Origin of the sequence: Streptomyces sp. NPDC058650 (genome assembly GCF_042717315.1) — a bacterium.
In the GTDB taxonomy this organism is placed as follows: Bacteria; Actinomycetota; Actinomycetes; order Streptomycetales; family Streptomycetaceae; genus Streptomyces.
The window spans coordinates 134398-155040 of the sequence record NZ_JBHXRL010000020.1; the positions used below are offsets into that span (position 1 = coordinate 134398).

Consider the following 20643-nt stretch of genomic DNA (forward strand, 5'->3'; position numbering starts at 1 on the left):
GTGACCCACCACCCCCCGACCGTCATCGACCGTACCGGCTCCGACATCCACGCCGAGCTCGCCGCGCTGGGCCGCCAGGGCCCGGTGGCCCGGATCGAGCTGCCCGGGGCGGTGCAGGCCTGGTCGGTGACCGGCTACGAGGCCGCCCTGCAGGTCCTGGGCGACCCGCGGTTCTCGAAGGACCCCCGTAAGCACTGGCCCGCTTTCCGCAAGGGTGAGATCGGCGCGGACTTCCCGCTGATCGGGTGGGTGCTGATGGACAACCTGACGACGGCGCACGGCAGCGACCACAGCAGGCTGCGGCGGCTGACGGCCTCGGCGTTCACTCCGCGGCGGGTCGAGGCCATGCGCCCGGTGATCGAGCAGGCGACGGCGGAGCTGCTGGACGACCTGGCCACGGTGGCGCCCGGCGAGAGCGTGGACCTGAAGAGGCGTTTCGCCCATCCGCTTCCGGCGCGGGTCATCTCCGACCTGTTCGGCGTCCCCGAGGAGGAGCGTGCCGAGCTGCTGCGCGGCGGCGAGGTGAACGTCGACACGACCACCAGTCCCGAAGAGGCGGCGGCGAACGTCGAGCGCTGGCACCAGCAGATGCACGACTTCGTGGAGCGCAAGCGCCGGGCTCCGGGAGACGACCTCACCAGTGACCTGATCGCCGCTCAGGAAGCGGACGGGAGCCGGCTGAGCCCGTCCGAACTGGTGGGCACCCTGCATCTGATGCTGGCGACGGGGACCGAACCGGTGATGAACCTCATCGGCAACGCGGTCCACGCGCTGCTCACCCATCCGGACCAGTACGCGCGGCTGCGCAAGGGGGAGGCCGACTGGGACGACGTGATCGAGGAGACGCTGCGCGCGGAGGCTCCCGTGGCCCATCTGCCGTTCAGGTTCGCCACCGAGGACGTCCAGGTCGGTGGCGTGACGATACGTCAGGGCGAGCCGGTGCTGATCGCGTTCGCGGCCGTCGGCCGGGACCCGATGGTCCACGGGGAGAGCGCCGGCCGGTTCGATCTGTCCCGCCAGGACAAGACCCACCTTGCCTTCGGGCACGGGATCTACCGCTGTATCGGCATGCCGCTGGCCCGCGCCGAGCTGCGGATCGCGCTGCCCGCGCTGTTCGGCCGCTTCCCGGACATCGAACTGGCCGTCGCCCCCGGGGAGATCAAGCCGCAGAGCACGTTCATCATGAACGGCCTGGAATCCCTGCCGGTGCGCCTGGGCGCGGGGGGTGAGCGGGGGTGAAGGCCGCCGTCATCGCCGCGCCGAAGGCGCCCTGGGAGATCCGGGAGATCCCCACGCCCCGGCCGGGTCCCGGCGAGGTCCTGGTCAGGGTCCGCGCCTGCGGCATCTGCCACAACGACATCTGGACCGGCGAGGGCGTGTTCCCGTTCCCGGCCTTCAGCCCGGCGGTCATCGGGCACGAGGCCGCGGGCGAGGTCGCCGAAGTCGGCCCCGGAGTGAGCAGCCGGCGGGTCGGCGACCGGGTGGGAACGACGTGGGTGCAGGAGACCTGCGGGCGGTGCGAGTACTGCCGCCTCAATCTCCCGCTCACCGGACAGTCGGGAATCCACTGCGCGGCGTCGGTGATGACCGGGCTCAACGTCCAGGGCGGCCACGCCGAGTACGTCTGTGTGAAGGCGGCGAGCACGGTGCTGCTCCCCGACGGCCTCGACTACGCGGCGGCCGCGCCCGTCCTGTGCGCGGGCTACACCTCGTGGAGTGCCCTGCGGGCGGCGGATCCCCGGCCTCATGAGCGGGTCGCCGTGCTGGGCATCGGAGGACTGGGGCACATGGCCGTGCAGTACTCCCGTGCCTGCGGGTTCGACACGGTGGCCGTCACCGCGTCGCCCGACAAGCACGACCTGGCCCGCGAGCTCGGTGCCGGCACCGTGGTGGCCGACGGCGACGGGCTGCGTGACGCGGGCGGCGCCGACGTCATCCTGGTCACCGGCATCTCCTACCGGGCCGCGACGAACGCCCTGCGGGGGCTGCGGCCCGGTGGCCGGATGGTGTTGGCCACCATCGACCCCAACAGCGCGTTCACCATCGAGCCGACGGCTCCGTTCTGGTCGCTGCGCCAGCAGGTCATCGGCGCCACGCACAACGGCCTGCAGTATCTGACCGAGGCCCTGGACATGGTCGGGCGCGGTGCGGTGACGCCGGTGTACGAGGTCTTCCCGAAGGAGGACATCGCCGAGGCCGTCGCGAGGACGGCGGCCGGCGAGGTGAGGTTCCGGGCGGTCGTGGCCTACTGACCGTGTGTTCCGCGGTGCTCGGCCCGGACCCGCTGTGCCGCGGTCCGGGCCGTGGCGTTGCCTGATGATCCACTGCGGGAAAGAATTTTTTCGTGCCGATGTCGAGATCCGTGACTCGGCACCGACGAAGGTCCGAAAGAGGCGCGCTGGACGCCTCACACCGTAAGGAGCAGCACCGTGAAGTACCTGATCCTGATGTACCCGAACGCCGCCGTCATGGACGCGCTGTCGGAGGAGGACCGCAACGCCGTCTTCCAGGGCCACGGGGAGTTCATGACGAAGATCAAGGAGAGCGGCGAGTTCGTCGGCACCGTGGCGCTGACCGGGCCCGACGACAGCTCCGTGGTGCGTGTGCGCGGTGGGGTTCCGGCGGTGACCGACGGTCCGTACGCCGAGTCCAAGGAGCTCATGGGCGGTTACTACGTCATCGACGTCAAGGACCGGGAGCGGGCTCACGAGGTCGCCGCGATGATCCCGGACGCCGCTGTCGAGGGCCTGGGGATCGAGGTCCGGCCGATCATCTTCAGCGAGGACGCGTCGGCGTGACTCTCTGCCCGGGGGCCGTCGTGCCCCCGGGCGTCCCCTCCCCCTCAGGATGTCCGCCCGCTCCGTATCGAGAGGACGTACGCGCACATGAAGGTTCCGGAGTTGCTTCGCGGCAAGGTCGTCGTCGTGTCGGGTGTGGGGTCCGGGCTCGGTAGAACACTGGCCGTGCGATGCGCGCAGGCGGGGGCCGACGTCGTGCTCGCGGCGCGTACCGCGTCCTATCTCGACGAGGTGGCCAAGGCCGTGGACGAGGCCGGGGGCCGTGCGTTGGCGGTGGCGACCGACATCACCGATCCGGCCGCCGCCGAAGCGCTCGCCGCCGCCGCGCTCGATACTTTCGGCCGGGTCGACACCCTGATCAGCAACGCGCTGGTGGAGCCGCCCCATACGGAGCTCGTCGAGACCTCGCTGGAGGACATCCGTCTCGGCATGGAGGTGGACGTCTACGCGGCGCTGCGGCTGTCCGGGCTGTTCACTCCGGCGCTGCGTGAGAGCCGGGGTTCGATCGTCATGGTCAACTCGTCGGTCCTGCGGCACTCCAAGCGTGCCTGCGGTGCCTACAAGATGGCGAAGTCCGCGCTGCTCTCGCTCGCTCAGAGCCTGGCCACCGAGCTGGGTCCGGAGGGTATCCGGGTCAACAGTGTGGCTCCGGGCCCGATGTGGACCGACAAGGTGAAGGAGTTCGTCGGGGGGCTCGCGGCGGCGCGGGGCATGTCGCTCCAGGAGGGATACGACGAGGTCGCCGCCGGGATGGATCTGCGGCGTCTGCAGAGTCCGGAGGAGACCGCCGACGCGGTGATCTTCCTCGCCTCGGACATGGCGCGTGCAATCACGGGTCACTGCCTGGACGTCAACTGCGGCGAGTACCACCACTGACCTCAGGGTCTTTTGGCGATCGCGGTGCTTGCCGGGCAGGGCCGGTCGGCCTGTTGTACGGTGTCGGCACCGGCTGCCGCGCCGCTCGGCAGCTCCGCGAGCCGCAGGGGATGGTCCGAGTCGTATGACTGCCGCAGCGCTTCTTGGCCCCGCGTTGTCGGGGCGTCGCCGGGGAGCCCGGTGAACCGCGGTACCGATATCGGCGCGCTGCTGCGAGAGCTCATCCCCCAGGTGGTCGGCACTCTGGTCCGCCGCTACGGCCGGTTCGAGGAGTGCGAGGACGCCGCCCAGGACGCGTTGCTCGACGCGACCGTGCAGTGGCGCAAGGACGGTGTCCCCGACAATCCGCTCGGCTGGCTGACGAGGGTCGCCTATCGCAGGCTCGCCGACCGTGCCCGCAGCGACATCGCGCGCCGGCGCCGGGAGGCGACCGTGGCGGCCATGGTCCGGGCGGACGAGTTCGCGGAGTTCGGCCCCGCCGACCTCCACCCGTCGGACCAGGACGATTCGCTGGTCCTGTTGTTCCTGTGCTGCCATCCGAGTATCTCCCCGTCGTCGCAGCTGGCGCTGACCCTGCGGGCGTGCGGTGGTCTGACGACGAGCCAGATAGCCCGCGCGTTCCTCGTGCCCGAGGCGACGATGGCGCAGCGGATCAGCCGGGCGAAGCAGCGCATCAGAGCCGCGGGGGCGACGTTCGAGCTGCCGCCGCCCGAGGACCGGCCGGGGCGGCTCGGTGTGGTCCTGCACGTGCTGTACCTGATCTTCAACGAGGGATACACCAGTACGTCCGGCGCCGATCTCCACCAGGTCGAGCTGACCCGGGAGGCGATCCGGCTGACCCGTGCGCTGGGCCGGGCGATGCCCGACACTCCGGAGGTGACGGGCCTGCTCGCGCTCATGCTGCTGACCGATGCCCGGCGGCCGGCGCGTACCGACGAGGACGGGAACCTCATTCCGCTCGCCGAGCAGGACCGTACGCGCTGGGACGGGGTGGCCCTCAAGGAGGGTGTCGCGCTCACGACCGAGGTGCTGGCCCGCGAGCCGATGGGTCTGTATCAGCTGCAGGCGGCCATCGCCGCGGTGCACGCGGACGCGCCGAGTGCGGAGGAGACCGACTGGCGGCAGATCGTCATCCTGTACCGGCTGCTCGAACAGGTGTCGCCGAATCCGATGGTCACGCTGAATCACGCCGTCGCGGTGGCCATGGCTCAGGGGCCGCGGGCCGGTCTCGATCTGCTGCGGTCCCTGGCCGAGGACGACCGGGTGGCCGATCATCACCGGCTGTATGCCGTGCGCGGCCATCTGCTGGAGATGGCCGGTGACCATGGCGGGGCCCGTGAGAGCTATCGGGAGGCGGCGCGGCGCACGGCCAGTCTCCCGGAGAGGCGTTTTCTGGAGTCCCGGGCGGACCGTGTGGGCGGCAGCGGGGGGTGACCGGCGGTGCCGTGAGGGGACAGTCCCGAAAAAGTTCCGTGATCGGGCGCAAGATTTCGCTTCTCGCTCCGACGACGTCGTGAACGACACTCTGACGAGCGAGAGGACCACACGACATGTCGGTCACCACGGAGGATAAAAGCCTCACTGATAGCGGATCGCGGCGCTGGTGGGCGCTCGCGGTCCTCGCTTTGCCGACGCTGCTGGTCGCGCTCGACGCGAACGTCCTGCTCCTGGCTCTGCCCGAGCTCACCGCCGATCTGGGCGCGAGCAACGCCCAGCAGCTGTGGATCACCGACGCGTACGGGTTCATGGTCGCCGGGCTGGTCATCACCATGGGAACGCTCGGCGACCGGATCGGGCGCCGCCGGCTCCTGATGATCGGTATGGCGGTGTTCGCCCTGGCCTCGATCGTGTGTGCCTGGGCGACGAGCCCGAACATGCTGATCGTGGCGCGCGGTGTGCAGGGCATGGCGGGCGCCACGCTTATGCCGTCGACGCTCGCTCTGATCAGCAATATCTTCCGGGACGACAGGGAGCGCGGGAAGGCCATCTCGATCTGGGCGACCTGCACGTTCACGGGCGCGGCGCTCGGGCCCGTGCTCGGCGGGGTGCTCCTGGTCCCGTTCTGGTGGGGTGCGGTGTTCCTGCTGGCCATCCCGGTCGCGGCGGTGGTGCTGATCGCCGGTCCGCTGGTGCTTCCGGAGTTCCGCACGGAGCGGGCGCGGCGTCTTGACCTGACCAGTGTCGCGCTCTCGTTGCTCGGGATCCTGCCGGTGGTGTACGCGATCAAGGCGCTGTCGTTGGGGAACGGGAGCTCGGTGTCCGCGTGGGGGGCGCTGGTCGTGGGTCTGGTGTTCGGCACGCTGTTCGTGCGCCGTCAGCTGCATGCCGAGGACCCGCTGCTCGACCTCAGGCTCTTCGCGAACAGCTCGTTCACGCTCACCTTGTCGGCGCTGGCGCTGACGGGGATGGTCCTGGCGGGCACCGCGCTGACCGTCACGCAGCTGCTGCAGACGGTGCTCGGCTACTCGGCGCTGGCCTCGGCCCTGTGGTTCATGCCGATGGGGCTGTGCATGGCGGTGGGGACGATGTCCACGCCGGCGCTGACGCAGCGGATCACGCCGCGGACCGCGATCATCGGCGGCCTGCTCCTGTCCGCGATCGGGGCGGCGATTCTGATCGTGGTGAAGGACGGCCTCGGGGCCTGGCCGATCGTGCTCGGCACGGGGATCATCGGCCTGGGGGCCGGTCCGATGTTCGCGCTCGGCACCGGCCTGGTGGTCGGATCCGTGCCGCCGGAGCGGGCGGGTTCCGCCGCGTCGATGGCGGAGACCTCGAACTATCTCGGCGGTGCGCTCGGTCTTGCGGTCCTCGGCACGATCGGCTCGGCCGTCTACACCCACCGCATGAGCGGTGCGCTGCCCGCGGGTCTGGACGGCGCCGCCGCCGACAGTGCGCGGGAGACCGTCGCCGGGGCCTCCGCCGAGGCGTCGCGCCTCGGGCCGGATGCTTCGGCGGCGCTGTTGGAGACGGCGCACGATGCGTTCCTGACCGGGCTGAACGTCGTCGCCGGCGTCTCCACCGCCATCCTGCTCGGGCTGGCGGTCCTGGCGGGGGTGTACTTCCAGCGGGTGAGCCGCGCGGGCGACTCGCCGCAGTGAACGGGGCGCGGTCCTCGGGCGCGGCCATCGCGCCCGGGGAACCGCGGCCGGCCGCGTCACCCCTCACCGCCGGCGCGGGGCCCGGGGCCCGCGCCGGCGGTGAGGGGTGTTATTCCTCGGTCAGGTACAGCGTGCGCGTGGGGCATTCGTCGGCTGCTTCGCGTGCCTTGTCCAGTGCGGTGCCCGTCACGTGCTCGACCAGGACGATCACGGTCGCGTCGTCATCGCGCTGGTCGAACAGTTCGGGCGCCACGAGGTAGCACCGGCCGGCGCCGATGCAGGTGTCCCGGTTGGTCCGGACCCTCACGTGTTCCCCTCCTTTCACCAGGTGACCGGTAGGGCGTGGAGGCCGTAGTTGACGTGTTCCTCCTTGAACCGCAGTGCTTCGACGGGCTCGGCGAGCCGCAGGTCGGGTATGCGGTCGAACAGCGTCCGCAGGGCGACCTCCAGTTCGATGCGCATCAGGTGCTGGCCGAGGCACTGGTGTGCGCCGTACCCGAAGGCGAGGCTGCGCTGGTCGCCGCGGTCGAGGTCGAAGGTGTCGGGGTCCGTGAAGCGCTCCGGGTCCCGGTTGGCTCCCACCGTCAGGCCGAGCACTCCCTCGCCGGCCGCGATCCGCACGCCGCCGAGTTCGACGTCGGCCAGGGCCACGCGGGAGTTGGCGATCTCCGCGATGGTGAAGTACCGCAGCATCTCGTCGACGGCCGCCGGCCAGCGTGACGGGTCGTCGCTGAGGGCCTGGCGCAGGTCGGGGCGGTCCAGGAGCAGCATGGCGCCCAGTCCGATGAGGTTGGCGGGTGTCTCGTGTCCGGCCATCAGCAGCATGAAGGCCATGGCCGCGAGGTCGCGGTGGTCGGGGACGCCCGGCTCGCCGCGGCGCGCGGCGAGCCGCCCGATGACGTCGTCGGTCGGCTCCTTTTCCTTCTCGGTCACCAGCTTGTCCATGTAGCCCATCAGCTCCGCCACGCCCTGGGCGCCGGCTTCCGGTGTGGTGGCGTTCATCACCGTCAAGGAGATCCGCAGGAAGAAGTCGCGGTCGTCGAAGGGGACGCCGATCAGCTCGCAGATGACGAGCAGGGGTACGGGGTTGGCGAACGCGTCGACGAGGTCGAGGGTGCGGGGCCCGTCCAGGATCCGGTCGAGGTACTCGTCGACGATCTCCTGCATGCGGGGCCGCAGGCGCCGGGCGCTGCGCGGGGTGAAGTCGGTGGCCACGGCGCGGCGGGCCAGGGTGTGCTCCGGGGGGTCCATTCCCACCAGTGAGGTGGAGAACTCGGGTGCGGGGACCTGGTGGTCCATCATCACCGGGAATCCCGGGTGGCGCAGATCGGAGCTGAACCGGTTGTCGCCGAGCATGGCCTTGACGTCTTCGTAGCGTGTGGCGGCCCAGGCGAGTTTGCTGTTGGGCAGCCGGACCTTGCCCAGGGTCGGGCGTTCACGCAGTTCTCGGTATCCGTCCGGAAGGGCGTACGGGCAGGTTCGCGGCATCGGGTAGGACGGGGGGTCGGTGTCGGCCATGGACGTCTCCTCTCGTGGATATGACGGGTGGTCAGGCTTGGGGCTGGGGTTCCGGTTCGGGGCGGCGGGCTGTGCGTTCGGACGCCGGGCGGCTCCAGCGGCGCATGGCCGGAAGTTCGACGGTCCTGTTCAGTACCCAGGCGAGTGCGACGCACAGGGCGTAGAGGGCGATGATGAACGCGATGGCGACGGGGGTGCTGAACTGCGTGGGGGTGTAGGCGTGGGCGTAGCCCACCAGGTCGCCCGCGAAGGCGGCGTGTACCGCGAACATCACGGTGATGTGGATGATGTAGAAGGAGAAGGACAGTTCTCCGAGCCACACCATGAACCGGCTGCCGAGCACCGTGGTGCGGCCGGAGAGGTCTCTGGTGGCCAGTGCGCCGATCAGCAGGGCGGTCGGGATGGGGTAGAGGGCGGCTATCCCGAAGGGTATGGGCAGGTAGAACAGGAGCAGGAAGACGCCGACGTTGGCCAGGACGGCGGGCAGGATCCGGATGTTCGGCCATCCTCCGGTGGCGATGATCCGGGCGAGGAGCATGCCGATGACGAAGTCGATGGCCCTGACGGGCGGGAAGAAGTACAGCGCCCACAGCTGCGGCCATGATCCCAGGGGGTAGAACTTGCTCGGCGGGAATCCCGAGAGCAGGGGGTAGCTGATCAGGGGGATCAGGACGGCGGCCACGCCCAGGCCGATGATCCAGTACCACAGGGCTCGGGTGCTGAGCCGGCGCACCAGGCGGATCAGCAGGGGAAACATCGCGTAGCACAGCATTTCGACGGCCAGGGTCCAGGTCGCGCCGTTGAACTGGTACATGATCAGGTCCTGGCTGGGCCACCAGTTCTGCACCAGGAAGACGTTGGCCAGTGCGGGGCCCCATCGGATCGTCTCGCCCGCGGCGGCGAACTGGGTCAGGGCGATGGCCCCGATGAGCAGGTGGCAGGGGCCGATGCGCATCAGCCTGCGCCGCCAGAATCCGGTGGCGGTCTGACTCGGTTTGGCCGACCAGGTCAGGACGAATCCGCTGAGGACGAAGAAGAACGACACCGCGAGGAAGCCGATACGTCCTTCGCCGGTCGCGGTGTTGAAGACGGCGGCGGCGTCCGCTGAGGTGAACGCGCCGAGGACGAGGGCGTGGCTGGCGAAGACGAAGACGACGGCGAGGGCGCGCAGGCCTTCGAGTGAGCGCAGTGTTCTCGGACGGGCAGGTGACGGCGAGCTCATGTGCAACCTCTTTCTCCCGTACATGGAATGGCTGGGCGACACGGTTCGAACTCCCGGTGGGCGGGCGGGCCCACGGTCACATCTCGACGCCTGAGGGCTGCATGATCGGCCGCACCACGATGCCCAGCCCGGCCGTGCGGGCCTCGGGGACGAGTGCGGCGAGCTCGTGGGCGCGCTCTTCGGTTTCGCAGTCGATCAGGTAGAAGCCGGAGAACTGGATCGGGGAGGTCGTGGGCAGGCCGCGGGAGACCGACACGGCGCCGCCGACGACGCGGACCACCGTGCTCTGGGACACGTGGGCCAGGGTGTGCGCGGCGACGAGTTCACCCGCCTCCGCGACGGTGTTGTGGAAGGCGCGGTGTCCCTGCACGAACTCCTCGCGGTCGGCGTCCGTGAGGGCGTCCCACGCGGCGGGGTCCATGTGCAGTATCAGCATGTACTTCACACCTGCGCTCCTGACGTCGCGGACGCCTCCTACAGACGTCGCTCGCCCGTACGTCGGTGCCGGTGGCCGGGATTCGACATCGTTGCGGCTGCGGGTGGACTCCCCTTCTTCTTGTCAGTACCGGGCCGAGGCGCCCGGAGGGATGTCGTAGCGGAAGATTCCGGACGGGTCGACGCGGCGGCGGACGCGGTCGGCTCGGGCGATCGCGTCGGGCGGGAGGTGGCGCTGGGGCTGGTCGGGGCGCTCGACCAGGGTGGGCGCGGTCCATCCGGTGTCCCACGGGGCCAGGGCGGAGCGGACCTTGGCGCAGTGTGCCCTGATCGTGTCCGCCGCGGCCGGATCGAGCGCCAGGCCGCCGGCGGTGAAGGCGAAGGCCGCGTCGAGTCGGCTCAGTGCGCCGCCGTGGGGGTCTGGGGCGGCGAGTGCGCCGCCGAGCTGGCGCAGTTCGGCGTTGACCAGGGGTGAGTGTGAGCCTTCGCCGAGCAGCCTGAGGAAGGTGTCGGTCGCGTCCTGGTCGAGGGTGGAGAGCAGCAGGTGGTCGCCGACGACGGGCACCGGGTCGGTGGGGTCCATGTGGGAGGCGGCCACCGCGGTCGGTGCGGTGTCGCTCCAGGTGTCGAGCAGTGTCGGGGCGACGGCGCGCAGCGGTCCGAGGAGGTCGTGGGCCTGCAGTCGCGCGTTCGCCAGGTCGTCGTCGGTCGGGCTGAGTACCGTGCCGGTCAGGCACACCACCGGTCCCCCGGTCAGCTCGGGTGGGATGCCGGGCACGTCGGGCAGATTCATCACGCGCAGTGCCGTGGTGACGGCCTGGGGGGCGTCGCGGGTCCACCGGATCCACCGGGAGAACAGCTGGGGGCCGTGGGCCGCGGGCCAGAATGCCGCACCGGTGATCACCCGGGCCGCCGGGAAGAGGCCGATCTCGAGGGCGGTGACCACGCCGAAGCCGCCGCCGCCGCCGCGCAGTGCCCAGAACAGCTCCGGGTCGCGGGTGGCGTCGACCCGGCGTGACTCGCCGTCCGCCGTGACGAGTTCGATCGCGCGGACGGTGTTGACGGCGAGTCCGGTGTGCCGGCCGTAGACGCTGATCCCGCCGCGCAGCAGGTATCCGACCACGCCGACGGTCGACGACGTCCCGTGCGCGGCGGCCAGCCCGTGTGCGGCGGCGGCCTCGACGACCGCACCCCAGCGTGTCCCGGCCGGGACGCGGGCGGTGCGGGCCTTGGCGTCGATCTCGACCGCTCCGGCGGGCTCGGTGCGGATCAGCAGCGCGTCGTGCATCGGGCGGGCCGAGGAGGAGGCGTGGCCGGTGGTGTGCGGCCGTGCCCACAGCCGTTCGGAGAGAGCGTGGCGGACGGCGGCCCGGGCTTGTTCGGCGGTGTGGACCGTGACGGCCGCGGCGGGCCGGACCGGAGCGGCCAGGTTGAACACGGCGGTCGCCGCGGCGAACGAGGCCTGGCCGGGGTGCGTGATCGTCACCGCCGGCGGGTCGATCCCGGTCATGGGTCGGTTCCTTTCGTGGATGTCGGCTACGTGATGCCGAAGTGGGCGCGGGCCAGTTCCCGCGTGGTCACCGATTTCAGAAGGACGCCGATCCCGGCGTGGCTGTGGAGGGTGGACAGGTCACGCCAGACCCGTTCGATGCGCTCGCCGTGCCGGACGGCGCTGGAGCCGGCCGTGGGGAACAGCTGTCCTTCCACGGCGCGCCAGCACAGCCGGACGACCTCGCGGCAGATGGTGGCGATGCGCAGATCGTGCTCCCGGGTGAAGGCGCCGGGGCCGTCGGCGCACAGGTCGCGCCACTGCCCGATCGCCTGCCGGAGGGCGGCTTCCGCGGTCGCGATGAGCCCGGCCGCCTCTCCGTACCAGAACTGGTAGTCGGGGTCTTCGGCCCGGGTGACGATCGGGGGGAACAGGGTGGTGCGGGAGCGCATGAGTTCCTCGTAGGCGTCCAGGGCGCCCTGGGCCATGCCGACCGCGAGGGAGGAGACTTCCAGCAGCATGAAGCTGAGGGGGCCGCCGCCGTACTCGGGGTTGGAGTGCAGCCGGCTGCCCGGTGTGCCGCCGGTGGTGTCGGCCTCGCTCATATGCGTGCCCGGCAGCGCGAAGTGCCCGGGGATCCGGCCGTTGTCGATGACGATGCTGTGTGATCCGCTGCCTTTGAGGCCCAGTTGGCCGCCCCAGTCGTCGAGGCGGCGGAACTCGCTGCGCGGGGCGACGAAGAGCATCGGTGCCGAGGGTTGTCCGTCCGGGCCGGGAGCCGGGACATGGCCGAGGAAGTGGGTGGCGTACGGGGAGCCCGAGCAGTACTTCCACGTCCCTTCGACGGCCCAGTCCCCTTCGGGTGTCGGTTTCGCCGAGCCGGAGGGGACGATGGTCGCCGGGCAGATGAAGTCGCCGCCGCGAAACAGTTCGGCCTGGGCCTGTTCGCCGAACAGCGAGGCGACCGGGAGGGCGTGGGTGGCCCCGAGGCAGAACATCCACGCGGTCGACGGGCAGCCGCGGGCGAGTGTCATGGACACCTGGAGGAAGGTGTCGACGCCGAACTCGTAGCCGCCGTAGCGCCGGGGAACCAGGAGCCGGTAGAAGCCGGCGTCGGAGAACGCCTCATGGGTGTCCTGGGCGTAGTAGGTGCGCTGCTCGGTCTCCGCCTGGCGGGCCACGAGGGTCGGCGCGATGGCCTGCGCTCTGGCGATGATCTCGGCGGGCGTCACCTCGGGTTCGGGCCGGGACGGCGGTCCGGAAGCGGGAATCGTGGTGGCCGTCATTCCAGCGCAGCTCCTCTGGCCGTTCTTTCCTTGGTGGATGGGCTGGCAGCCACGGTCCCCGTCGGCCATGCGCGGGCGCATCTCCCGGATTGCCAGCATGACGGAAGAACCCGCGCGGAAGGCCGGCGGCTAGGGTTCGGCGGGAACGTTCGGCTGATTTCGGCGGGAGGACTGGACCCCCTATGAGCCACGACAGCACGTCACAGGCCGGCGAGGTGGCCGGCAGGATTCCGCTCTCCTGCAATCAGGAGTTTCTTTACGGGTTCGACCGGGGTGACGAGGAGGGGCCGTTCGGGCCGCGGTTCCACATCGTCCACGGCTGGCGGCTGCGCGGTGAGGTGGACGTCGACGCCCTGCGGCAGGCCCTGGACGCCGTGGTGGCACGCCATGAGGCGTTGCGGACGGAGGTGGTCCGGGGCGGCGAGGGGTGGTATCAGCGGGTCCGGACGCCGGTCCCGGTGCGGTGGGACGTGCGGGAGGCGGCCGGTGTAGAGGGGGGCGGGCTCGACGCGGCCGGCCGGGACCGGGCGGCGGAGCGGCTGCTGATCGAGGTCGAGTCCGGCACGATCGACGCGCGTGAACTGCCGTTGATCAAGGCGACGTTGCTGCGCTTCGACGCGGAGTCGTCGGTTCTGGTCCTGATCGTGCACCACACCGCGGCCGACGGCTGGTCGGTCCGGCGGATCATCCGCGATCTGGCCGTCTTCTATGCCGCGCTGCGCGGCGGCGCGGTGCCCGAACTGCCGCCGGCTCTCCCCTACCGCGAATTCGTCGCCTGGCAAAGGGAGTTCGTGGCGAGTGCGGCGGCGGAGCGTTCGCGTGAGTTCTGGCGCAAGAACCTGGCCGGTGCCCGGATCGTGTCCGTTCCCACCGACCGGCCGAAGTCGTCCGGGCTGCCGGAGTCCACGGCGGTGTACCGCTTCGGCATCGACGCTCCCCTGGTGTCGCGGGCGGTCGAGATGGCCAAGGCTCTGCGCAGCACGCCGTTCATGGTGCTGCTCGGCGCGTTCGCGCTCATGGTCCAGCGGACCACCGGCAGCACCGATGTGGTGGTGCCGACGTTCTCTCCCGGGCGCGACCAGGAGAGGTTCCAGTACACGGTCGGGCCGTTCCTGAACCTGCTGCCGCTGCGCACCGAGCTGGCCGGGTGCCGGGACTTCCGCGAGGTGGTGGCCCGGATCCGGACCACCTGCCTGGAGGCCTACTCCCATGACATTCCGTCGGTCCAGATCCTGGCGGAGGCACCCGATCTGATGGAGCCGGTCATGGAGGACGGGCGGGCCGCCTGCGTCTTTCAGGTGTTCCCGTTCCCGTTCGTGCTGGACGGGACGCGGATCGGCGATCTGGAGTACACCGAGATACGGCGTCGGCTGGATTCCCAGCCGGTGGGCTCGGACGTGCCCAACGGTGCGCTCTGGACGCTCAACCTCGATCCGGCCGGTGATGTGGTCGCGGGCATCCAGTACAACAGCAATCTCTACGACGAGAGTTCGGTGGCCGCGATGGTCGACCTGTTCCGGCGGACGCTGTCGGAGGTGGTCGACGCGCCGGATGCTCCGCTGGGCATTCCGGCGTGAGCCGTGGGGGCCGGCGGGCGAGTGCGGGGCAGCGGAGTCGCCCCGCACCTCACCGGCTCAGCCGACGGTGATCGGTCCCTTGGGGCGCAGGCCGCGGACACCGTCGTTGTAGGTGTCAAGGAGCTGCTGGGCCCGGGCGTTGGCCTGGGTCAGGCGCTCGCGCACGTCGACGTCGGAGACCAGTACGTCGTGCATGGCCTGGGTCAGGGTCTGTTGGATCCCGGCGAAGTCCCCCAGGACCGCGCCCTGCGCGGCGGGTGAGCCGTCGTTGGCGGCGAGCTGGTCCAGGGCCGTGCGGAAGTGCGGGTTTTCTGCGAACCATCCTTCCTGGTCCAGCAACCGGAAGGCGCCGTCGGTGACCGCGATGAAGCCGGTGTCCCGGTGGCGGTCGGCGGCGGCCCGCGGAGCGTTGAGGTACTGCATGAAGGCCAGTGCGCCGTCCTGGGTGTCCGCGTCCAGGCCGCCCGCCAGCCAGAGCGCGTCGCCGCCGATCACGTTGCCCGCGTAGGGCACCTGTTCGTTGTACGGCATGCGGCACGCCTTCACCGTGAAGCCGCCGTCCCGGCCGGCGGCGATCATCCGTTCGGCTTCGACCGAGGTCGTGAGGGTGAAGGCGACGTTCTGATCGGCGAAGGCACGGAAGTTGGCGTCCCAGTCGCTCTGGTCGGACGTCGGCCTGCCGCGGTAGAGGTACAGCCCGTCCCGGTGCATCCGCCGCCACCAGTGGAAGTACGCCAGCATGGCCTCCGAGTCCAGGTGCGTCTTCTCCGCCCTGCCGGACCGGCCGTTGTCGTGGTCGGCGAGCAGCGCGCCCTGCTGGGCCGCGGCCTGCTGGAACAGCCAGCCGTGGTTGGGCCAGCTGATCCCGTGGGCCGGGCCGTCCGGCAGCGCGACGACAGCGCGGCAGGCGGCCTCCAGCTCGGCCCAGGTCTGCGGGGCGTCGTCGAGCCCGACGCGCTTGAGCAGGCTGGTGTTGGCGTAGAGCAGGGTGGTCGAGGTGAGCGGGGGCATGGCCGCCACCTCGCCGTCGAAGGTGTAGTAGCGGCGGGCCGCGTCGGTGATGTCGTCGAGGACCACCGGCTCGCCGAGGATCTCGGTGCGGCCCGCGATCGCCCGCTCCACCGAGGTGAACAGCGGCCCGCCGCTCGTGTTCTGGGCGTCGCGGGCCTCTTGGGTGGAGGTGTAGAAGTACTGCGCGATGGTCGGAGCGGCACCCTGGCGGGCCGCGTCGTGCACGGCCTGCGGCAGTGCCAGCCAGTCCGCGCCTGTCACCTGGATCCGGTATTCGGGATGGGCGGTCATGAACTTCTCGGCGAGCTCTCGGGTCCGGTCCAGGAAGTACGGCATGAACGGGTAGACCGGCACCCATATGTCAATGTCGATGCGGTTCCTCATTCGGGGATTCTCCTTTGGAGGTCTTGCCGGAGGTCTTGCCGGGAGGCCTGCCTTCGGGCCCTGCCAATGATTTGTGCGCCTTCCGGGCCGGGCATCTTTGAGGTTGCCCAGTTGGGTGTTCCCGCGGTTCGGGCTGCGCATCTTGAGAGAAGCCCGGGGGCGGTCGGGATGCCACGCTCTGAGATGTTCCTTCGAGGCGGTGGAAACGGAAGGCGTCTGATGACCGAGGGTCGCGATGGCAGTGACAAGACCAGGCGGAAGACGCGTCCGCTGACCGGTCAGGAATACATCGACAGCCTCCGCGACGATCGCGAGATCTACCTGTACGGAGAGCGCGTCAAGGACGTCACCACCCACCCCGCGTTCCACAATCCGGTCCGGATGGTCGCCCGGCTCTACGACGCCCTGCACGATCCGCGCCACAGCCCGGTGCTGACGGCGCCGACCGATACCGGGAGCGACGGTTTCACGCACCGGTTCTTCACCACCCCGCGCAGCGCCGAGGACCTGGTCGGCGCCCAGCAGGCCATCGCCGCCTGGGCGCGGCTGAGTTACGGCTGGATGGGCCGCAGTCCCGATTACAAGGCGTCGTTCCTCGGCACGCTCGGCGCGAACGCGGAGTTCTACGAGCCGTTCGCGGACAACGCGCGGCGCTGGTACGCCGAGTCGCAGGAGAAGGTCCTCTACTGGAACCACGCGATCGTGCACCCGCCGGTCGACCGCAGCCTGCCGCCGGACCAGGTGGCCGATGTGTTCGTGCATGTCGAGCGGGAGACGGACGCCGGCCTGGTGGTGTCCGGGGCGAAGGTGGTGGCGACCGGTTCGGCGCTGACGCATTACAACTTCATCGCCCACTACGGTCTGCCGATCAAGGACCGCACCTTCGCGCTGGTGGCCACGGTGCCGATGGACGCCGCCGGCATGAAGCTGATCTGCCGCACGTCGTACACGGCGACGGCCGCGGCGATGGGCAGCCCCTTCGACTACCCGCTCTCCTCGCGGCTGGACGAGAACGACACCATCCTGGTGCTCGACAAGGTGCTCATCCCCTGGGAGAACGTCTTCATCTACGGCCAGCCGGAGAAGATCCGCATGTTCACCGGCCAGTCGGGCTTCATCGAGCGTTTCACCTTCCACGGCTGCACGCGGCTCGCGGTGAAGCTGGAGTTCATCGCCGGGCTGCTCGCCAAGGCCCTCGACGTCACCGGCACGAGCGACTTCCGCGGTGTGCAGAGCCGCCTGGGCGAGGTGCTGGCCTGGCGCAACCTGTTCCTGGGTCTGTCGGACGCCGCCGCCCGCAACCCGGTCGCCTGGCAGAACGGCGCGGTGCTGCCCAACCCCCAGTACGGCCTCGCCTACCGCTGGTTCATGCAGGTCGGCTATCCGCGGATCAGGGAGATCGTGCTGCAGGACGTGGCCAGCGGGCTGATCTACGTCAACTCGAGTTCCCGGGACTTCGCCAACCCGGAGATCCGGCCGTATCTGGACAAGTACGTCCGCGGATCCGGCGGTGTCGAGGCGGTCGAGCGCGTCAAACTGATGAAACTGCTGTGGGACGCCGTGGGCAGTGAATTCGGCGGACGTCATGAACTCTACGAGCGCAACTACGCGGGAAATCACGAGAACACCCGGATCGAGTTGCTGTTCTCGCAGATGGCCAATGGGCATCTGGATTCCTACAAGGGCCTCGTCGACGAGTGCATGGCGGAGTACGACCTCAACGGATGGACGGTCCCGGACCTTTCTTCGTTCCCCGACCTGGGGCAATCCGTTCAGGACCTTCTCGACAGCTGATCCCACACATCGGAGAAGACCATGACTTCCCCTTCCCTGCACGGGAATGTCGCCGAACAGGCACGCAGGACGCCTCATGCGATCGCCCTCTCGTCCGGCGAGTACCGCCTGACCTACCGGGAGCTGGACGAGCGGGCCAACCGGCTGGCCCACCGGCTGGGAGAGCTCGGGGTACGGGCCGAGACGCCGGTCGCGGTGCTGATGGAGCGGTCCGTGGACGTGGTGGTGGCGATCCTGGCGGTCCTCAAGGCCGGTGGCTGCTACCTCCCGCTGCACAGCGCGTACCCGCTGCGGCGCATGCAGTCGATCATGGATCACTGTGCCGTGCCCGTCCTGCTGGTGGACGAGGAGATGCGCGCGCGGGGCGTGCCGCACGGTGCCTCGGTCGTGACCGTCGAGGGCGAGAAGGGCCTGGCCCCGTACCCGGCGAGTGACCCGGGCGTCCCGGTCGAGGCGGCGCAGCTGGCGTACGTCATCCATACCTCGGGTTCGACGGGGGTGCCCAAGGGGGTCGCCGTCACCCACCAGGAGGCGCTGGGCCTGGCCCTGGACTCGATCTGGGAGGGTGGCCGGCACGAGCGGGTGCTGGCGCTGGCGCCCTACGCCTTCAACGTCTCCACCTATGAGCTGTGGGTTCCGCTGCTGCACGGCGGCCGCGTCGCGGTGGCCCCTGCGGGGGACCTGGACGTGGCTCTGGTGCGCCGGCTGATCGCCGAGGAGGAGATCACCGGCGTCCATCTGACGGCGGGTCTGTTCCGGGTGCTGATGGAGGCGGATCCGGGGTGTCTGGCCGGTGTGCGCGAGGTGTTGACCGGTGGTGACGTCATCGCGCCGGCCGCGGTGCGCCAGGCGCTGGAGGCCAACCCGGGGCTGGTGGTGCGGGCCATGTACGGCGCGACCGAGGTGACGCTGTTCAGTACGCATCTGCCGATGACCGCGCCGTTCGTGGCCGACGGTCCGGTGGCGGTGGGGCACCCGATGGACGGCGTGCGGCTGCATGTCCTGGACGCGGACCTGAACGAGGTCGCGGCCGGCGGTGTCGGTGAGCTCCATATCTCCGGACGTGGTCTGGCCCGGGGGTACTTCGGGCGGCCCGATCTGACGGCGGAGCGGTTCGTGGCGAACCCGTTCGGCGCGCCCGGGGAGCGGATGTACCGCACCGGGGATCTGGTGCGTCTGGGCGGTGACGGCCTGCTGGAGTGTCTCGGCCGGGCCGATGAGCAGGTCAAGGTGAGCGGTTTCCGGGTGGAGCTCGCCGAGGTGGAGGCGGCGCTGGCGCGTTTCCCGGGTGTGCGTCAGGCCGCGGTGGCGGGGGTGGCGTCGGCGGCCGGGGACCGGCGGCTCGTGGCGTACTACGTGCCGGCGCGAGGTGCGTTGGAGACCGCGGGTCTGCGGGCGCATCTGGCGGGGCTGCTGCCCGACTTCATGGTGCCGAGTGCTTTCGTCGCCGTAGCGGAGCTGCCGCTCACGCCCAACGGCAAGCTGGACCGGCGGGCACTGCCGCAGCCGGGGCCGGAGTCGGGCCCTGCCGCCGGCCGGGAGCCGCTGAACGAGCGGCAGCGGACGTTGTGCGCGCTGTTCGCGGAGGCGCTGGAGGTGCCCCGGGTCGGGATCGAGGACAGTTTCTTCGACCTGGGCGGGCAGTCTTTGGCGGCGATGCGGCTGATCAGCCGTATCCGGTCGCTGTTCGACACGGACTTGACGATCACCCAGTTCTTCGACGCGCCGACGGTGCTCGGGCTGGACGGCCTGCTGGGGCCGGCCGGGGCGGCGCCTGAGGAGCGGACGGAAGGAGAGCGACGATGAGCGGCCCCTTCGACGACGAGAGCGCCCTGTTCTCGGTCCTGGTCAACGCGGAGGGCCAGTACTCGCTCTGGCCGGCCGCCGCGCCGGTGCCGAGGGGGTGGACCGTGGCCCGGCCCGCGGCCGATCGCGCCACTTCGCTGGCGTATGTGAAGGAGCACTGGAGCGACCTTCGGCCGCGCGCTCTCGCGCGGCGCCTGCGGACGAACTGAAGGAGAGGACGATGAGCGGACGGATAGAAGCGGCCACGGCGGCCACGGCGGCCTTCTCGGACATGGTCCTCGACCATGTCGGGTTCTACGTCGCGGACCTCACGCGGGCGGCGGACTGGCTGACCGGGGGGTACGGCCTGACGGTGTACGCGCGTTCGGACAGCGAGCCGGTGGGGGTGCGGTCGCTGGCGCTGGGGCGGGGCGGGATCCGGCTGTTGCTGAGCGAGCCGGTCGCGGCCGGTCATCCCGGGGCGGAGTACGTGGACAGGCACGGGGACGGGGTGGCCGACATCGCGCTGGGCGTCGCGGACGCGGGCGCCGCCTTCGCGGAAGCGGTCCGCCGCGGCGCGCGGCCGGTGTCGGCGCCGGTCGCCCGCGGTGACCTGGTCGTCGCGGCCATCGCGGGGGTCGGCGACATCACGCATACGTTCGTGGAGCGCGGGGGCGGCAGCGGGGAGCGCGCGCTGCCCGGGCTCTGGCCGGTCGGGCCGGGGACGGTGGAGGGCCCGGACTGCGGGCTGACGGAGATCGACCATTTCGCGATCTGCGTCGAGCCCGGGCGAATCGACGCGACGGTGGACTTCTACCGGACGGTCCTCGACTTCGAGCTGGTGTTCACCGAGCGGATCGAGGTCGACGAACAGGTCATGATCACCAAGGTGGTGCAGAGCCGTTCCCGGGCGGTCACCTTCACCCTGATCGAGCCGGATCAGAGCAGGGCCACCGGTCATCTGGACGAGTTCCTGAAGAGTCACAACGGGCCCGGGGTGCAGCACATCGCCTTCGCCACCGACGACATCGTGCGCTCGGTGGGTTCGCTCGCTTCCCGGGGCGTGGACTTCCTGCCCACCCCGGAGGCCTACTACCGCCTGCTGCTGGAGCGTCTGACGCCACTGGGGCATTCGGTGGGCGAGCTGGAGGGGCTGAACATCCTGATCGACGAGGATCACGACGGGCAGCTGTTCCAGATCTTCACCCGGTCGGTGCACCCGCGGGGCACTCTCTTCCTGGAGGTCATCGAGCGGATGGGGGCGCGCTCGTTCGGCAGCGGCAACATCAAGGCGCTCTACCAGGCCGTCGAGTACGAGCAGGGCAGGGGGACCGGCGATGCCTCCTGAGGTGGTGGCCGAAGCGCGGTTC

The 20643-nt window shown here is 70.4% G+C and carries 18 protein-coding genes; 11 read left to right on the plus strand and 7 right to left on the minus strand.

Going from position 1 to position 20643, the window contains the following annotated elements; translation table 11 throughout:
* The 6 genes from ACFWWU_RS29315 to ACFWWU_RS29340 all read left to right on the plus strand — a co-directional run bounded on the left by ACFWWU_RS29315 (position 1) and on the right by ACFWWU_RS29340 (position 6772).
* Positions 1-1239: a cytochrome P450 gene (locus tag ACFWWU_RS29315; RefSeq protein WP_384149436.1), complete on the plus strand. Its 1239-nt coding sequence runs from the start codon at positions 1-3 to the stop codon at positions 1237-1239.
* Positions 1236-2252: an alcohol dehydrogenase catalytic domain-containing protein gene (locus tag ACFWWU_RS29320; protein WP_384149438.1), complete on the plus strand. Its 1017-nt coding sequence runs from the start codon at positions 1236-1238 to the stop codon at positions 2250-2252. The genes ACFWWU_RS29315 and ACFWWU_RS29320 overlap by 4 nt, the downstream gene beginning before the upstream one ends.
* Positions 2253-2429: 177 nt before the next feature.
* Positions 2430-2798, plus strand: a complete 369-nt coding sequence (locus ACFWWU_RS29325) for a YciI family protein (RefSeq protein WP_384149440.1) — start codon at positions 2430-2432, stop codon at positions 2796-2798.
* Between the two features lie 87 nt (positions 2799-2885).
* On the plus strand, positions 2886-3674 hold the full coding sequence (locus tag ACFWWU_RS29330; protein WP_384149442.1) for an SDR family oxidoreductase: 789 nt from the start codon (positions 2886-2888) through the stop codon (positions 3672-3674).
* 180 nt (positions 3675-3854) lie between these two features.
* The gene (locus ACFWWU_RS29335; protein ID WP_384149507.1) at positions 3855-5108 is read left to right on the plus strand and encodes an RNA polymerase sigma factor; all 1254 of its coding nucleotides are present in this window, start codon (positions 3855-3857) and stop codon (positions 5106-5108) included.
* Positions 5109-5224: 116 nt separating this feature from the next.
* Entirely contained in the window at positions 5225-6772 is a 1548-nt protein-coding gene (locus ACFWWU_RS29340) for an MFS transporter (RefSeq protein WP_384149444.1), read from the plus strand.
* Positions 6773-6881: 109 nt separating this feature from the next.
* Here the strand turns inward: ACFWWU_RS29340 and ACFWWU_RS29345 are convergent, their stop codons facing one another.
* From ACFWWU_RS29345 to ACFWWU_RS29370, 6 genes are all read right to left on the minus strand, one after another.
* Positions 6882-7079, minus strand: a complete 198-nt coding sequence (locus ACFWWU_RS29345; RefSeq protein WP_384149446.1) for a ferredoxin — start codon at positions 7077-7079, stop codon at positions 6882-6884.
* Positions 7080-7093: 14 nt separating this feature from the next.
* The gene (locus tag ACFWWU_RS29350) at positions 7094-8290 is read right to left on the minus strand and encodes a cytochrome P450 (RefSeq protein ID WP_384149448.1); all 1197 of its coding nucleotides are present in this window, start codon (positions 8288-8290) and stop codon (positions 7094-7096) included.
* 31 nt (positions 8291-8321) lie between these two features.
* Positions 8322-9512 (minus strand): acyltransferase family protein, encoded by a 1191-nt coding sequence (locus tag ACFWWU_RS29355; RefSeq protein ID WP_384149450.1) that lies wholly within the window; start codon positions 9510-9512, stop codon positions 8322-8324.
* A 76-nt stretch (positions 9513-9588) separates the two neighbouring features.
* On the minus strand, positions 9589-9948 hold the full coding sequence (locus tag ACFWWU_RS29360) for a YciI family protein (protein WP_384149452.1): 360 nt from the start codon (positions 9946-9948) through the stop codon (positions 9589-9591).
* A gap of 123 nt (positions 9949-10071) precedes the next feature.
* Complete coding sequence (locus tag ACFWWU_RS29365) at positions 10072-11457, minus strand: FAD-binding protein (protein ID WP_384149454.1); 1386 nt, start codon at positions 11455-11457, stop codon at positions 10072-10074.
* Positions 11458-11483: 26 nt separating this feature from the next.
* Complete coding sequence (locus ACFWWU_RS29370) at positions 11484-12722, minus strand: acyl-CoA dehydrogenase family protein (protein ID WP_384149456.1); 1239 nt, start codon at positions 12720-12722, stop codon at positions 11484-11486.
* 182 nt (positions 12723-12904) lie between these two features.
* Here ACFWWU_RS29370 and ACFWWU_RS29375 point away from each other — a divergent pair, with 182 nt between their 5' ends.
* Complete coding sequence (locus tag ACFWWU_RS29375) at positions 12905-14299, plus strand: condensation domain-containing protein (protein WP_384149458.1); 1395 nt, start codon at positions 12905-12907, stop codon at positions 14297-14299.
* A 57-nt stretch (positions 14300-14356) separates the two neighbouring features.
* Here ACFWWU_RS29375 and ACFWWU_RS29380 read toward each other — a convergent pair whose 3' ends face one another.
* Positions 14357-15694, minus strand: coding sequence for an extracellular solute-binding protein (locus tag ACFWWU_RS29380; RefSeq protein WP_384149460.1), 1338 nt, complete (start codon positions 15692-15694; stop codon positions 14357-14359).
* 219 nt (positions 15695-15913) lie between these two features.
* Here ACFWWU_RS29380 and ACFWWU_RS29385 point away from each other — a divergent pair, with 219 nt between their 5' ends.
* Genes ACFWWU_RS29385 through hppD form a run of 4 tightly spaced genes read left to right on the plus strand, consistent with a single transcriptional unit; the run spans position 15914 to position 20621 of the window.
* Entirely contained in the window at positions 15914-17488 is a 1575-nt protein-coding gene (locus tag ACFWWU_RS29385) for a 4-hydroxyphenylacetate 3-hydroxylase family protein (RefSeq protein ID WP_384149510.1), read from the plus strand.
* A 21-nt stretch (positions 17489-17509) separates the two neighbouring features.
* Complete coding sequence (locus ACFWWU_RS29390; protein WP_384149462.1) at positions 17510-19294, plus strand: non-ribosomal peptide synthetase; 1785 nt, start codon at positions 17510-17512, stop codon at positions 19292-19294.
* Positions 19291-19503 (plus strand): MbtH family protein, encoded by a 213-nt coding sequence (locus ACFWWU_RS29395; protein ID WP_384149464.1) that lies wholly within the window; start codon positions 19291-19293, stop codon positions 19501-19503. The genes ACFWWU_RS29390 and ACFWWU_RS29395 overlap by 4 nt, the downstream gene beginning before the upstream one ends.
* Before the next feature lie 11 nt (positions 19504-19514).
* Entirely contained in the window at positions 19515-20621 is a 1107-nt protein-coding gene (gene hppD / locus ACFWWU_RS29400) for a 4-hydroxyphenylpyruvate dioxygenase (RefSeq protein ID WP_384149466.1), read from the plus strand.
* Positions 20622-20643: the final 22 nt, after the last annotated feature.